Raw genomic sequence first — 14276 nt, forward strand, 5'->3', positions numbered from 1 at the left:
ATGCGGTGTTTCAGGAAGACCTCGCGCTCAGATCTCACGGCTGCTGCGCAGCCGAACGCAGGCTGCGCCAGCTGCTACAGGTCGCGTTCAGATCTTAATTTTTAAGGAATACCGCTACTGGACTGTCCTCGCGCAATGCGTGACAGGTGTTGAGCAGGTGGCCCGTGGCGTTACGATACGCCTCGACATCTTGCGCCGTGCGCGGCGCAACCATCGCCCGCGCCATGGGAATGGTCTGAAACGCTGTCGTGGCCATCGGCAGTAGCAACTCGGTCAAATGCACGCAGCCGCCGACCCCGCCAAACAACTCTTTGATTCGTCGCGAAAACCCCGGGCCGATCCGCTCGCCGACCAACTTCTGATAAGCCGGGGCCGCGCCACGACATTCGCTGGTCGGGACGTCTGGCATGCCCACCTGCACCTCACACACGACGAAGTCATCGTCCAGCGTGAGGCGGATCAACATGCCGTGATAGGTCTGCCCCGCCACCACCGTCCGCCCTTCAGCGAGGGTAACGGGGTGGGTTTTGCTATCGCATAATCGGCCTTCGATGTCCCACAACCCATCGGCACGCAAGTACCCCTGGCACTCGACCTTGCGCCGATGGATCAGGCGACGACCCCACTCATCCACTTCATCGATCATGATTTCGCCACCTTCTTGCAACGACGACGCCATACCAGCACACCCACCAGCGCCACGATGATCGCCAGAGCCGGCGGCGCGGCGGCCTTCAGTTTCGGAATCACCACGTGTTTCAAGGCGTACATCTGCCCTTGGTGCATGTAGTCATAACCGACCGGCATCGGCAGCACGCCGTTGACGCGGGCATATTCGGCGTAGTCAGCCTGCATGCTCTGGAAACGCTCCGGCATCTGCTGCTGCAAGTCGACCACTTCGCCGGGATCGGTCGCGATGTTGTAGAGGTGCCATTGTTCGTTGCCGACCGGTTTGAGGCTTTTCACCAGTTTGTAATCGCCCTTGAACAAGGCGGCGCTGCCAGACAACTCATAACCGATGGCCTGGTCTTCAGGATGGACCCGCTCGGATAAACCCTTGAGTACCGGCACCAGGCTGCTGCCAATCATCGGCTCCACAGTCTTGCCCAGATACTGGCCGTTATGAGGCGCAACCCCAGCCACGTCCAGTATCGTCGGGACAATGTCGGTCACATGGGCAAAGGCCTTGGAAATCCGGTTGCCCTGCATACCCGGTACGCCGGAGACAATCAATGGCGTGCGCAGTCCGCCCTCGCCCGCAAAGAACTTGTAACCGCTCAAAGGCGACGCCGCAGCGCTGGCCCAACTCGGGCCGATACTGTTGAACGCACCCTTGGCGCCCAAACGGTCCAGCTCGCGGGTGTATTTCATTTCCAGCCACATTCTGATTGCCGGAATGGCGTAGGGGTCCGTCGGCTCGCTGCCGTTATCGGAGAGAAACACGAATACCGTGTTCTCGTACTCCCCCGCTGCTTTCAGATTCGCCACGAGCCGACCGACTTCCTGGTCCATGGCGTCTCCCATGCCGGCATACACCTCCATTCGCCGAGCTTCGTAACGTTTTTGATCCGCACTGAGTGCGTCCCAGTCGGCGGTACTGCCCATGGTCACCATACCGGCACTTGCGGGAATCAGCCCCAGCTCGACGGCTTTGGCTCGGCGGGCCTCGCGCAGCGCCGTCCAGCCTTTGTCATAAACCCCCCGGTACTTTTCGATGTTTTCCTTCGGAGCCTGCACCGGGATGTGGTTGGCCTGGAACCCCAGATAAGCGAAGAAGGGCTTGCCGTCCTGACGACCTGCCGAGATGTAGTCGATGGCCTTGTTTACAATAAATGTCGAAGAGTAATAGTCCTTGGGTAAGTGCGCGGGTTTGCCATCCTCGAACCAGGATGCCTTGTCATACAACGGCGCGTAGGGGCGCTCTTCCCAGTTGTCCGAGCCACTGTCGGCCTGAATGAACGAACGCTCGAAACCGCGATTGTTTGGCAACGTATCAGCGGTCTTGCCCAGGTGCCACTTACCGCTGATGTAGGTGTGATAACCACTGTCCTTGAGCTGCGTGGCCACGGTGATCGCATTGTCGTTAAGCACGCCGCTGTAACCGGGTTTGCCCAGGTGCTCGTCGGGCATGGTTTCCGGCATGTTACCCACGCCGTTGCGGTGGTTATCGACGCCGGTCAACAACATTGAACGAGTGGGCGAGCACGAGGCCGTGACGTGAAAGTCTGAGAAGCGCACACCTTCACGAGCGAGGGTGTCGATGTTCGGCGTAGCGATTTCGCTGCCAAAGGAGCCGACGTCGCTGTAGCCCCAGTCGTCGGCCACCAGGACCACAATGTTCGGGCGCTTGGGTTCGGCGAGGCAGTGGCTGCCAAACGTCACACACAACAGGGCCAGAGCAAGTTGTTTGGAAGAGATCATTCAGGGTTACCTTGTTTTTGTGGGAGCGAGCCTGCTCGCGAAAACGGCCTCTCAACCACATCGATGTTGGATGTGCCGACCCAATCGCGAGCAAGCTCGCTCCCACAGTTGATCCAGGTGAAAACACTATCTGCGTACGGGGGTCAACTCAGGGTTTCAACAGCGTGCGTATCACCCGTCGAAACAACCTGCCGTAGGGCGGACGCAGCAGGCCCATGACGTCCCATCGCGGCGGCATGAACACCGGACGCTCGAGGCTGAACGCCTTGAATCCATACCCGCCGCGGTAACGACCAAACCCGGAGTTACCGCAGCCACCAAAAGGTAAATCGGTCTGGAACAGATGCTGCATGACTTCGTTGATGCAGGCACCGCCCGAATGGGTACGTTCCAGCACATGCCGGGCCTCGGCGCGGTCATCACCGAAGTAATACAGCGCCAGAGGCCGCGGACGCGCATTGATGTAATCCAGCGCTTCGTTGATATGGCGATAGCCGCGAATCGGCAACAGCGGCCCGAATACTTCCTCTTGCATCGCCAGTGTCGTGTCCGACGGTTCAACCAGCAGCGTCGGAGCAATCTTGCGTGAAGCGCTCAAGTCCTCGTTGGCCGGGTTAACCTCGATAACGCGTACGCCCTGCTCCCGGGCGTCTTGCACACAGGCTTGCATCCGCTGGTACTGCCCCGGCGTTGCCATGGCCGTGTAGTCCGGATTGTTCAGTAGCGTCGGGAACATCCGCCGCAGTTCGACCTGCATGCAACTCAACAGGCGCTCACGGTCATCCTCATGCACCAGCACATAATCCGGTGCAATACAGGCTTGCCCACTGCTGACGCCCTTGCCGCCCCAGATGCGTTTGGCGGCGTTTTCCAGGTCAGCGCCACGACCGATAATGGTCGGCGATTTACCGCCCAGCTCAAGGGTCAACGGCGTCAGGTTTTGTGCCGCAGCGCGCATCACCAACCGTCCGACCCGTGGGCTGCCGGTAAACACCAGATGATCCAGTGGCAGGGCGGAGAATGCCGCCCCCAGTTCGGCATCGCCGATAAAGGCCGCCACCTCGTTTTCTTCGAACTGTTCGGCCAGCAGCTTGATCAACAGACCTGCCGTTTCCGGTGACTGATCGGAGAACAGGATGATGGCGCGGTTACCGGCCGCCAGTGCTTCGGCGAGCGGCCCCAGCGCGATGGCGATGGGAAAATTCCACGGCGAAATAATGCCGATCGTACCCAGCGGCTGGAAATGTATGGCCGCCCGTGCACCCAGCCAGCCGCTGCCCAACTCGGCCCGCCGGCGCTCAGGGCGCATCCAGCGACGCACATGATCACGCGCGTATTTGAGGCCCTGGACGGGCAACAGGACATCCGCCAACAGCGACTGGTCATGACTGCGCCAGGTAAAGTCGCGGGCCAGCGCCTCGCAGAGTCGCTGCTGATTTTTCAGCAACAGGTTGATCACCCGATTGATACGCTCGATGCGCAGCTCGGCCGAAGGCGGCCCCTCGGACAACGAGGCGGCCTGCTGAGCGGCGAGCACCGCCGCTACCCGCTCGGAGGCCGACAAGGCCTGCGCTTGAACATCGGAACTTTTGGTCAGATCGTATAGCGGCGAGTGCATGGTCGTGATCCTATTTTGCAGGCGCATTAGGCCCGATCAGTTCAAAGTCCGGAGAGAATTTGTCCAGCGAACCAAGCACCTCATAGACCGCCAGTTTGCTGCCATCGATCTTCAGGTCACCTTTGAACACCGCCTCAATCGGCGTCACTTTCTCCGCCAGAATGGCGTTGAGCGTTTCGCGCGTCAGGGAAATCGTGGCATCGGCCTTCTCGGCGTTGTAGTCGGCGATATAGGTCAGCGCCGAGTTTTCCAGATTGAGCGTGTAACGCTTGCCCGATGGACCGATGTCAGTGAAGTTCCAGTTCAGGACAATGTGTTTGCCCTCGACATCCGGCGCCTTCAGACGCACCCCCAGGTAATCGAAAATATTGTCGATAGTCAGCGCCCGAAGCATGTCGGGACTGGCTGTGCGCAGCGGCGAGGCGAGCTTCTTGCCACCGCTGCGATGCTCCATGGCCGCTGCCAGATAGCTATTGCGCTCGACGGCCGACTCGGCCTGATAACCCAACTGTTCCAGGGCATCGGCGGCCAACTCTCGCGCCGCAGCGTTGTTCGGTTCGGCGTAAATCAGATGGCTCATCGCTTGTGCCACCCAACGGTACTCACCGTTGGCAAAATCAGTCCGCGCATGGGCCAGAACCGCATCGGCACCGCCGCCATACTCAACGAATTTCTTGCCGTAATCGCCGTCAGACAACGCATCCAAATTGGCTGGATTAGCGTCGTACCAACCCATGTATTGCTGATACACCGCCTTGGAGTTTCGCTGTACCGAACCGTAGAAACCATGGGTGAAGGTTTCAGTAGCGAGGCTTGCCGGCACGTGGTCGCGCATGTATTCGGCAATCTCGACCGGCTTGTAGCCCTTGTTGATCAGGCGCAATGACTGGTCGTGCAGCCACTTGTACATGTCCCGTTGCTTGGTCAAATAGTTGACTACGCGCTCATGCCCGAACACCGGCCAACCGTGCTGCCCCACCAGGATGTCGGCACCTGGGGCGAACTGATGCAGCGCCTCGTTGAGGTATTTCGACCACGCCAGGCCATCGCGGATGGTCGCTCCACGCAACGTCAGCAACTGATGCTGGGTAGGCAGCGCCAGTTCACCGGTATCAAGCACCTTGAACTGAGGGAAGTAGTGGATGAACTCGGCCGGCGCCTCGGTGCCGGGGGCAAGCATGTTGACGATCTCCACGCCATCGATGGTCAGCGTCTGCACGGGCTGATTGAGTTCGATGGTCGGTGGAATCATGGTGATGGTGCCGCTGGACAATGCCTTGGCCCCGCCGAGGTCGATCTGGCCTTGAGCACTGCGTGGCAAAGTTGTACCAAACTGGTACTCGGCGCGTCGACTCATGGCGTTGCCGGCCATCACGTTCTCGGCCACCGCTGTCTGCATGAACCCGGCCGGGGCAATGATCTGCACCTTGCCCGATTTCACATCCTCTTCATCGACGATGCCGCGAATGCCCGCAAAGTGATCGACATGGCTGTGGTTGTAAAACACGGCCACCACCGGTTTTCTCGGCCGATGCTGGTAATACAGTTCAAGTGCGGCATGCGCCACTTCGGTGGCCAGATTACAGTCAACAATGATCAGACCGGTCTTGCCTTCAATGATGGTCATGTTGGTCAGGTCGAGGCCGCGCACCTGATAAAAACCGTCGGTGACCTTGAACAGCCCGTTGGCCATGCTTTTGCGGGCTTGCTGCCACAGACTCGGATTGACCGTTGCCGGCGCATCAGCACTGCCGAGGAATTCGTAGCCTTTAAGGCTGTACACCACATGACCATCGGCGGCCGAGGTTTCGGCGTCGGGGATGCTGGCAATAAAGCCGCGCTGGACGTCGGCTTCTACATCGGGATCCACTGCAGGCATGGCGTGCGCCGTGGTGGCGTTGACCGCGATGGTCGCCGCCGTCGCCGCTTTCTGGCCGCCCTGGCCACTGTTTTCGACCGTTTGCCAATGAACGCCGGCTTGACCTCGCGACCATTGCAGCGCCCCGACAATGCTGGCGGCTAATACTGACACCGTCAGCACTACACGGATTTTTTTCATCGGACGGTCTCTCTCTCATTGTTATTCGAATGCCGTTTCGATGGTGCAAGCAAGTGCGTGCGGATTGCTGGTCTTCTCGATCAATTCATCTGTCTTCGCAGGCCCTGCCAGCGAGTCAGGCGCGCAACCTGTGGGAGCGAGCCTGCTCGCGAAGGCGCACTGTCAGTCAATACAAATATGCCTGTCACACCGCCTTCGCGAGCAGGCTCGCTCCCACAAGGATTGCAGAGTCTTGGGCCTCCCCTGCGGACAAGCGCTTTCGTTGCAATGACCTGCGCGGCGTTGGGCAGCGTTCCTACTATCGGCCCCATCAACAACGCCAACAGAGCGCTAACAATAAGGGGAGTTGTCATGAGTGAAGATGTCTTGCTGTATGAAATCGTCGGCCCGGTGGCACGCCTGACGCTCAATCGGCCCCGCGCCATGAACGCGCTGAACCTGGCGACCCTCGCCGAGCTCGAACGCTGCCTTAACGAAATCGCGGGCAATGACGAATTGCGTGCGGTGATCCTCACCGGCAATGGCCCTGCCTTCTGTGCCGGTGCCGACCTTAAAGAAGTGCTGGCCGGCAGCAGCCTGCCCGCGGGCGAAGCCGACTTTCTCGACCGTGCCAATCAAGTCTTCGGTCAATTGCGCAACTTCCCCAAACCAGTGATCGCCGCCCTCAACGGCGTGACCATGGCCGGCGGCCTGGAACTGGCCATGTGCGCCGACATCGTGGTCGCAGCAGAATCTGCGACGCTCGCCGACGCCCACGCCAACTTCGGCGTCTACCCTGGGGCTGGCGGTGCAGCCGTCCTGCCACGCCTGATTCCGTTGAACATGGCGATGTACTTGCTGATGACCGGCAAATCCCTGTCGGCGACGGAAATGAAAGTCTACGGCCTGGTGTGCGAAGTCCATGCCGATGACGAACTGGCCAATGCCGCCCTCGCGCTGGCCAACCAGATCGCCAAGAAGAGCCCGATTGCCCTGCGCCGCATGAAAGAAGTGGCCCGTGCCTCTTCCGACAAGTCCCGCGACGACGCCTTGCAGCACGAGCAAGTGATGTTGCGCCAACACCTGCGCACCGCCGATTTCCAGGAAGGCTTGCAGGCCTTTGGCGAAAAACGCGCACCGAACTTCAAGGGCCGCTAGGCCACAACGTCCCAAGCATCATCAGGAACAGACAATGAACGATATCTACGTAGTAGGCGTTGGCATGACGCCGTTTGGGCGGTTGCTGGATCGCAGCGTCTACGACATGGTCGAAGAAGCCGTCGGCCTGGCCTTGAAAGATGCCGGCGCTACCAGCGCTGACGTCGGTTCGGTGTATTACAGCACCATGACCAATGGCATGTTGCAGGGCCAGACCGGCATTCCGGGGCCGATCGCCATGCGCCGCATCGGCATTGAAGGCGTGCCGGTGTTCTCGGTGGAAAACGCCTGCGCCTCCGGTTCTTCGGCGTTCAACCTCGCCACGCTGGCGTTGCGTGCCGGTCAGTGCGACATCGCCCTGGCCGTCGGCGCCGAGAAAATGAACATCCCCGACAAGGCCAAGATGTTCGCCGTGTTCGATGGCGGCTGGGACGTCTCCACGGTCGAGCAGAACAAGCAGACCTTGCTGGCCATGGGCGAAGGCATCGTACCGCCGCCGGGCACCGTTTCCGAACGTCCGTACAGCGTGTTCATGGACGTTTATGCCGCGATTTGCCGCAACCACATGCTGCGTTACGGCACCACGCAACGGCAGATCGCAGCTGTTGCGGCGAAGAACCACCAGCATTCGGTGCATAACCCGCTCGCACAATTCCAGCAAGCCTTCAGCATCGAAGAAGTACTGGCCTCGCCACCGATCTGCTACCCGCTGACCACTCTTATGTGCTCGCCGATCAGCGACGGCGCGGCGGCTGTGCTGCTGTGCAACGCCGATGGTCTCAAGCGTTTGAAAAACTCCGGCGACCGTGCCGTTCGGGTACTGGCCAGCATCGTGCAGACCGGCACCAATCGCGGCCTGGATGAGCCGGAAAAAATCGTTGCTCACCTCGCCGCGAAAAAAGCTTACGCGCAGGCCGGTATCAACCCATCCGACGTCAATGTCGCGGAAGTCCACGACGCCTCGGCCATCGGCGAAATTCTCAACGCCGAATCGCTGATGCTGGTGCCATTTGGCGAAGGCGGCCCGGCGGCTGAACGCGGTGACTTCACCGTCGGCGGCCGCATGCCAATCAACCCGTCGGGCGGCCTCGAATCCAAGGGCCACCCAATCGGTGCCACCGGTCTGGGGCAAATCCATGAACTGGTCACGCAACTGCGCGGTGAAGCCGGCAAGCGCCAGGTCGATGGCGCCCGTATCGCCATTCAGGAGAACGGTGGTGGGCTGTTCGGCATCGAAGAAGCCGTGGTCGCCGTCAACATTCTCGCCAACAAAAATATTTAAGGAGCCCCCTCATGGGACACGTCATGCGCACCCCGGAACAACTCGAAGCCGTCGAGAGTTTCCGTCGTTTCCTGGCCGACAAGATCGACCCGGTGTTCAACAAGGAATACCGCGACAAGTTCATGCCAAAAGAGAAAATGGCCGAGATGATGCGCCAGCTCTCCGAGTTCGGCATGGTCAGCGGCGCGGTCAGCGAAGCCAACGGTGGTTTGGGCCTGGACTGGCCGACCATGACCATGTTGTTCGAAGAGGTGGCCGCCTGCTCGGTAGACCTGTCGACGCCGGTGGTCATCAACTCCTTCGGCGCACAAATGCTGGAAAAACTCGCCCCCGATCACCTGCGCGAGCGTTACCTGCCGGGCCTGATCAGTGGCGATTCGTTCGTCAGCGTCGGTATCTCGGAACCGGATGTCGGCTCCAACGTGCTGGAAATCAAGACCCGCGCCCGTCGCGACGGTGACGACTACATCATCACCGGCGAGAAAACCTGGATCAGCAACGGCTCGTACTCGGACTTCCTGATCTGCACCTGCCGCACCGGCGAAGATCCGCGCAAGGGCCTGACGCATTTCCTGCTGGACCGCAAAGAACACCCGTACGAAGTTCAGAACATCCACAAGATGGCCTGGAACAGCCAGTCCACCGCGCAGATCTTCCTCAATGACGTGCGCGTTCCGGCCAGCAACATCATCGGCGGCGAAGGCCAGGCACTGAAAAACACCCTCTCCTTCTTCGAACGCTCGCGCGTGTTCGTCGCAGCCCAGGGCCTGGGCATCGGCCGTCGCGCACTGGAAGAAGCGGTGCGTTACGCCAAAGAGCGCAAGCAGCACGGCAAGGTCATCGCCGGCCACCAATTGATCAGCGGCATGCTCGCGGAAATGGCCACCAACGTCGATGCCGCCCGCCTGCTGACCTACCGCGCCGCCGAGATGATCGGTGCCGGCGTCCCGGCAGAAATGGAAGCGGCGATGGCCAAGTACTTTGCCTGTGAAATGGCCGTGACCGTCGCCCGTCAAGCCGTGCAGATTCATGGCGGCGCCGGTGTCACCACCGACTTCCTCGTTGAGAAGCTGGCCCGCGAAGCCATCATCGTGCCGATTCCGGAAGGCACGTCGCAGATCCAACAACTGATCATTGGTCGCGCCCTGACCGGCGTCAACGCGTTCTGATTAACCGTCAGTTCCATCCCTAACAATAACAACCCGGCTCCTTCGAGCCGGGCAGCGAACAAGGACACTCTCATGCGTATTCAAGACAAAGTTATCGTCATCACTGGTGGCGCTTCGGGCCTGGGTCTGGCCACTGCGCGTTACATGGCGGGCGAAAAAGCCGCTCGCGTGGCGATTTTCGACCTGAACATCGAAGCCGGCGAAAAAGCCGTCGCCGAGATCGGCGCCGACCGGGCGATGTTCGTGCAGACCGACGTCAGCGATGAAGCCTCGGTGCAGAACGCCGTCAATGCCGTGATCGCCAAATTTGGCGCAATCCATGTGTGCATCAACGGCGCTGCCGTACCGAACGGTTTCAAAGTGCTGGGCAAGGAAGGCAAGGCTGCGCCGCTGTCGAAATTCGCCCTGGCCACCGCGATCAACCTCAATGGTGTGTTCAACGTGATGTCCAAGTGCGCCGAGCACATGGCCAACAACGAAGCCGAAGCCGGTGAAGAGCGCGGCGTGGTGATCAACGTCTCGTCCGGTGCCGCCTATGAAGGCCAGGTCGGTCAGTGCGCCTACGCCGCCACCAAGGCGGGTGTAATCGGCATGAACATGCCGGCCGCGCGCGAGCTGGGCGCTATTGGCGTTCGCGTCAACGCCATCGCACCGGGCCTGTTCCTGACCTCCATGGTTGCCGGTCTGGACGAGAAGGTTCTGAACTCCCTGAAAGAGCAAATGGAAGCGCCGAAACGTCTGGGTGACATGCGCGAGTTCGCTCATTGCTGCGCTTTCCTGATCGAGAACGCCTACGTCAACGGCGAGACCATCCGTCTCGATGCCGCCTCGCGCATGCGTGCCCGGTAAGCGTCTCGTTCTCTTGAGCCAGTCATACAGGGCCAACACACCATGAAAATGAACTTCAGCCGAATTATGCGCTTGCTCGCGCTGCGTCATCGCGACCAGGAGGCGATCGTCAACGTCGAGCGCAATCGACGTTTCACCTACGAGCAATATCACCTGCTGACCAACCGCATCGCCGATGTCCTGCGCTCCGTGCTGCAGGTGCGTGCAGGCGAGCGTTTCATGCTGATCCTGGAAAACGACAACCTCAGCCTGATGATGTTTCCCAGCACCTTCAAGCAGGAAGGCACGGTGGTCATGACCAACCTGCGCGACCCGCTTGAGGAACACGCGCGGCAAATCGAACTGGTCAAACCCCGAGTAGTGTTTCTCGAAACCCGCTTGCTCGACAGCTACTACGACACGCTGCGCAGCCGCGATTGCGAGATCGTGGTGATGGACCCGCCCACTGCCGAGCAAGCCGCCCTCCCCGGCGTGCACAGCTTTTGGTCGTTGGTGGACGCCGCCTCCGATCTCGACAATGACGTGACCCTCGATACCGACCAGCACATTTGCATGTTGCGCTTCACCGGTGGCACCACCGGCAAGGGCAAGTGCGCGATGTACTCCATCGACAACTGGATGGCCTGCCGCGACGCGGCGTTCATCAACACCGATCTGGGCTTGTCCAGCGCGACACGGTTGCTGCACGTCTCGCCACTGTCCCACGGCACGCTGATGCTGTTTTTCCCCACGGTTTACGGCGGTGGCACCAACATCACCCTGAACCAGCTGGACATGGAAGTCTGGCGGCAGATTGTGGAAAGCGAGCGCGTCACCCACTCGTTCCTGGTGCCGACCGTGCTGTATCGCTTGCTGGAGTTGCAGCGGGCAAATCCGAAAGACTTCTCGTCCCTGACCACGCTGATCTACGGCGCTGCACCGATGAGCCCGGACAAACTCGGAGAACTGGTGGGATGCTTCGGGCAGATCTTCGTCCAGGGTTACGCGGCTACCGAGTCGCCGATGATGATCGCGGCGCTGGACAAGGCTGCGCACCAACCCGGCAATGCCGCCGCGCTGAAACATCTGTCGTCGGCTGGCCGGCCTACCCCCGGTGTCGAAGTGTTTATCGCCGATGCCGACGGCCACGCATTGCCGATTGGCGAAACCGGTGAAATCCGTATTCGCTGCAAAGCCATCATCAAGGGTTACTACGAAAACCCGGAAGCGACGGCGGCCGAATTCGACGACGGCGCGTGGAAGTCCGGTGACCTGGGCTACATCGATACCGAAGGCTACCTGTACATCGTTGACCGGCTCAAGGACATGATCATCAGCGGTGGTTTCAACGTGTATGCCGTGGAAGTCGAAGCGGCGCTGGCAGCACACCCCTCGGTGCTGATGGCGGCCGTGGTCGGCATCCCGCATCCCGAATGGGGTGAAGCGGTGCACGCCGAAGTGATCCTGCGTAAGGGTGAAACGGTCACCTCTGAAGAATTGATCGCACAAACGCGCACTCGACTGGGGGGCTACAAGGCGCCGAAGTCGCTGGTGTTTGTCGATGAATTGCCCACCTCGGTAGTCGGCAAAGTATTGCGCCGGCAAGTGCGGGAAAAGTATTGGTTGGGGACGCTGCGCAAGATCAGCTGAGTCCCGGCGCTTTCTACCTTTACATCATCAACGTCTGAATATCGCTGGTCATGCCTCTGATCGCCGCTTTGAAATCCTCGGCGGTAACGGGCTGACTGGCGTTCTTCAGGGTCTTGCCAAACATTTTGCGCACCGCCTTAAGCACCGGTAAGCCGGAAGCGGCATCGATAAGCTCCGCTTCGATAAACAACTCGGTGTTCTGATCTCGATGTCCCGTGGCCGCCTCGGTCGCGCCCACCACTGCCGCCACCGGCACAATTTCATACCAGCGCATGCCCTCGTTGGAGGCCGTTACCCCGGTAATCGCCGCCCGCAGGATCAGCGTCCGTTGACCCGCGCGAACATCACTTATCGCCGGTACGACGCGGTATTTTTGTTCAAGGACGCTTTTCACATTAGCACTGGTGTAGGCCTGCAAGTCTTGCAGTGTCTGCATATTTACCCGTTCGTTGGGCTGGGGGGCAGGATAAAACTGCAATCCGCTGAACACCACCGTCGAATAGGCGCCGGGGGCGAAACCGGGTGCCACCCACCGCAACACTGGCTCGCCGGTGGGCGATTCCAATTGCTGTAAACCGTCGTAGCTGGGCAAAAAACCTGAATATTGCTGCTGCTCAGTCACCTTGGAGGTACAGCCTGAAAGCAGTAGTCCACCCAGTACCACACTGGCCAACCATTGACGGTGTATGTTCATTGATCCGATCTCCTGCACTAAAACGGTTGGGAGAATGTACTGACGGGGGGGAGTCACTAGTGAGTATTGTTGAGTCCGCCGGAATTTCCATGTCGCATTGTGAAAGTTCCTGGCCGAGTCGTGTCCTGCTGTAGGGCCGTCGAGTGAAGCGACTTTTTCAGGTCGGGACCCGTGCCCCCAAAAAACCCTGTGCTAGGCTTTTTTCTCACGCGATGCGATGCGTATGAATCTACCCATCCTCTGGATGACGGAGTTCGGCAATGAATATCACTGTTTCCCGGCTAATGATCACACTGACAAGTCTGTTGCTTACCGCCTGCGCCACCGTAGGAGCCACTAGCGGAGGTGCCGGTGAGACGGAGATCCGCTCAGGCCGGATCGAGCAGATCGTGCTGACACAGATGCAGACTAACCACGACAGCGGCGTCGGCGCCATTCTTGGCGGGATCGCCGGTGTCGGCATCGGCAGCCTGATTGGCCACGGTACCGGTCGAGATGTCGCCATGGTCGCTGGCGCCCTGGCTGGCGCAGCCGGTGGCAACTACGCCGAAAAGAAAAAGTATGACCGGCCTCAGGAAGCGCAGCAGATTATCGTGCGGGTGAGAAATGGCGTGCTGGTGTCGGTGACCCAGCCGATCAACCCGGCGCTGAACACAGGCATGAACGTGTACATCGAGGGGACCGGCAACGATGCCCGCGTTGTTCCACAAAGCTAGAACGCGTCAAATAGAGCGACCCGGGCCACGGCCCGCGAGTCGCTCTTCTCTGGCAGGCCTTGGTCAACGTCGATATCGAGTTATGCCGGCTTCCGTCTCGTTGAATTGATTACGGCATCGGCACCACGGTGTAGAAAACGCCATTGGCACCGTAAGCAGGTCGCACCCACGAGTTGCCGCACTGATAGTAAGTGCCGCCTGAGACGGTCCTCAACCCACACCCTTGGGGAAGACTGACAAAGGTCGTACCCATGGGCATTGTCGGCGGTGCGGAGGCCACCATCCCGGCGTTATAGCCTGTGCCATAGGCGTTATTGCTCGCATTCGCTACTGCACTCTCATTGGCCACCGTGGCCATGGTCGCTCCGGCCGCCATGCCAACGGCGGCCGCTGCAGCGGGATTCACTCCTTCGTTATAGCCACAGTTGTAGCAACCGCTACTGGCATATACCGCGGTGGGCGGATGGTAGTAACTCGTACCGTATGTAGTCGGATGATAGGCCGTCGCACCATACCCCTCCGCGTGGTAGCCGCTGGCAGTGGCGCCAGACTCACCTTGTGCGTGCCACGACCCTTCACCTCCGTATGCCGTTCCACCTTCTGCCCCGGTGCCGTGCCAGCTGCCCTCTCCGCCCGATGCAGAGCCGCCATTTTCGTCTTTGGCACTCCAACTGCCGTCACCACCGGAAGCCGAGCCGCCGC

12 protein-coding genes are annotated in these 14276 nt (G+C 60.1%); 6 read left to right on the forward strand and 6 right to left on the reverse strand.

The features are described 5' to 3' along the window. Nucleotides 1-94 precede the first annotated feature (94 nt). From AC1MDT_RS11215 to AC1MDT_RS11230, 4 genes are all read right to left on the reverse strand, one after another. On the reverse strand, nucleotides 95-646 hold the full coding sequence (locus AC1MDT_RS11215; protein ID WP_480422085.1) for a DUF2889 domain-containing protein: 552 nt from the start codon (nucleotides 644-646) through the stop codon (nucleotides 95-97). Further along, complete coding sequence (locus tag AC1MDT_RS11220) at nucleotides 643-2421, reverse strand: arylsulfatase (RefSeq protein WP_480422086.1); 1779 nt, start codon at nucleotides 2419-2421, stop codon at nucleotides 643-645. The genes AC1MDT_RS11215 and AC1MDT_RS11220 overlap by 4 nt, the downstream gene beginning before the upstream one ends. 148 nt (nucleotides 2422-2569) lie before the next feature. Further along, nucleotides 2570-4039 (reverse strand): aldehyde dehydrogenase family protein, encoded by a 1470-nt coding sequence (locus AC1MDT_RS11225; protein WP_480422087.1) that lies wholly within the window; start codon nucleotides 4037-4039, stop codon nucleotides 2570-2572. Between the two features lie 10 nt (nucleotides 4040-4049). Continuing rightward, nucleotides 4050-6098 (reverse strand): alkyl/aryl-sulfatase, encoded by a 2049-nt coding sequence (locus tag AC1MDT_RS11230; RefSeq protein ID WP_480422088.1) that lies wholly within the window; start codon nucleotides 6096-6098, stop codon nucleotides 4050-4052. A 351-nt stretch (nucleotides 6099-6449) separates the two neighbouring features. Here AC1MDT_RS11230 and AC1MDT_RS11235 point away from each other — a divergent pair, with 351 nt between their 5' ends. From AC1MDT_RS11235 to AC1MDT_RS11255, 5 genes are all read left to right on the forward strand, one after another. Then, complete coding sequence (locus tag AC1MDT_RS11235; protein ID WP_480422089.1) at nucleotides 6450-7235, forward strand: enoyl-CoA hydratase/isomerase family protein; 786 nt, start codon at nucleotides 6450-6452, stop codon at nucleotides 7233-7235. 34 nt (nucleotides 7236-7269) lie between these two features. Then, the gene (locus AC1MDT_RS11240) at nucleotides 7270-8517 is read left to right on the forward strand and encodes a thiolase family protein (protein WP_480422090.1); all 1248 of its coding nucleotides are present in this window, start codon (nucleotides 7270-7272) and stop codon (nucleotides 8515-8517) included. Between the two features lie 11 nt (nucleotides 8518-8528). Then, entirely contained in the window at nucleotides 8529-9686 is a 1158-nt protein-coding gene (locus tag AC1MDT_RS11245; RefSeq protein ID WP_480422091.1) for an acyl-CoA dehydrogenase family protein, read from the forward strand. 72 nt (nucleotides 9687-9758) lie between these two features. Continuing rightward, complete coding sequence (locus tag AC1MDT_RS11250) at nucleotides 9759-10535, forward strand: SDR family NAD(P)-dependent oxidoreductase (RefSeq protein ID WP_480422092.1); 777 nt, start codon at nucleotides 9759-9761, stop codon at nucleotides 10533-10535. Nucleotides 10536-10577: 42 nt separating this feature from the next. Further along, entirely contained in the window at nucleotides 10578-12164 is a 1587-nt protein-coding gene (locus AC1MDT_RS11255) for a class I adenylate-forming enzyme family protein (protein ID WP_480422093.1), read from the forward strand. Between the two features lie 19 nt (nucleotides 12165-12183). Here the strand turns inward: AC1MDT_RS11255 and AC1MDT_RS11260 are convergent, their stop codons facing one another. Then, nucleotides 12184-12858, reverse strand: a complete 675-nt coding sequence (locus tag AC1MDT_RS11260; protein ID WP_480422094.1) for a DUF3313 domain-containing protein — start codon at nucleotides 12856-12858, stop codon at nucleotides 12184-12186. 260 nt (nucleotides 12859-13118) lie between these two features. Here AC1MDT_RS11260 and AC1MDT_RS11265 point away from each other — a divergent pair, with 260 nt between their 5' ends. Continuing rightward, on the forward strand, nucleotides 13119-13574 hold the full coding sequence (locus AC1MDT_RS11265) for a glycine zipper 2TM domain-containing protein (RefSeq protein WP_480422095.1): 456 nt from the start codon (nucleotides 13119-13121) through the stop codon (nucleotides 13572-13574). Between the two features lie 109 nt (nucleotides 13575-13683). Here AC1MDT_RS11265 and AC1MDT_RS11270 read toward each other — a convergent pair whose 3' ends face one another. After that, nucleotides 13684-13980 carry a hypothetical protein gene (locus tag AC1MDT_RS11270; protein ID WP_480422096.1) on the reverse strand — a complete coding sequence of 99 codons (297 nt, stop codon included), beginning with the start codon at nucleotides 13978-13980 and terminating at the stop codon, nucleotides 13684-13686. Between the last annotated feature and the right edge of the window lie 296 nt (nucleotides 13981-14276).

The sequence above is a fragment of the Pseudomonas sp. ASL7 genome (genome assembly GCF_056680375.1).

Excerpts from the sequence above, each read along its gene's own strand:
- AC1MDT_RS11225 (WP_480422087.1), bottom strand. The coding sequence starts at position 4,039 with ATGCACTCGCCGCTATACGATCTGACCAAAAGTTCCGATGTTCAAGCG.
- AC1MDT_RS11265 (WP_480422095.1), top strand. The coding sequence starts at position 13,119 with ATGAATATCACTGTTTCCCGGCTAATGATCACACTGACAAGTCTGTTG.
- AC1MDT_RS11215 (WP_480422085.1), bottom strand. The coding sequence starts at position 646 with ATGATCGATGAAGTGGATGAGTGGGGTCGTCGCCTGATCCATCGGCGC.
- AC1MDT_RS11250 (WP_480422092.1), top strand. The coding sequence starts at position 9,759 with ATGCGTATTCAAGACAAAGTTATCGTCATCACTGGTGGCGCTTCGGGC.
- AC1MDT_RS11240 (WP_480422090.1), top strand. The coding sequence starts at position 7,270 with ATGAACGATATCTACGTAGTAGGCGTTGGCATGACGCCGTTTGGGCGG.
- AC1MDT_RS11230 (WP_480422088.1), bottom strand. The coding sequence starts at position 6,098 with ATGAAAAAAATCCGTGTAGTGCTGACGGTGTCAGTATTAGCCGCCAGC.
- AC1MDT_RS11255 (WP_480422093.1), top strand. The coding sequence starts at position 10,578 with ATGAAAATGAACTTCAGCCGAATTATGCGCTTGCTCGCGCTGCGTCAT.
- AC1MDT_RS11220 (WP_480422086.1), bottom strand. The coding sequence starts at position 2,421 with ATGATCTCTTCCAAACAACTTGCTCTGGCCCTGTTGTGTGTGACGTTT.
- AC1MDT_RS11245 (WP_480422091.1), top strand. The coding sequence starts at position 8,529 with ATGGGACACGTCATGCGCACCCCGGAACAACTCGAAGCCGTCGAGAGT.
- AC1MDT_RS11235 (WP_480422089.1), top strand. The coding sequence starts at position 6,450 with ATGAGTGAAGATGTCTTGCTGTATGAAATCGTCGGCCCGGTGGCACGC.
- AC1MDT_RS11260 (WP_480422094.1), bottom strand. The coding sequence starts at position 12,858 with ATGAACATACACCGTCAATGGTTGGCCAGTGTGGTACTGGGTGGACTA.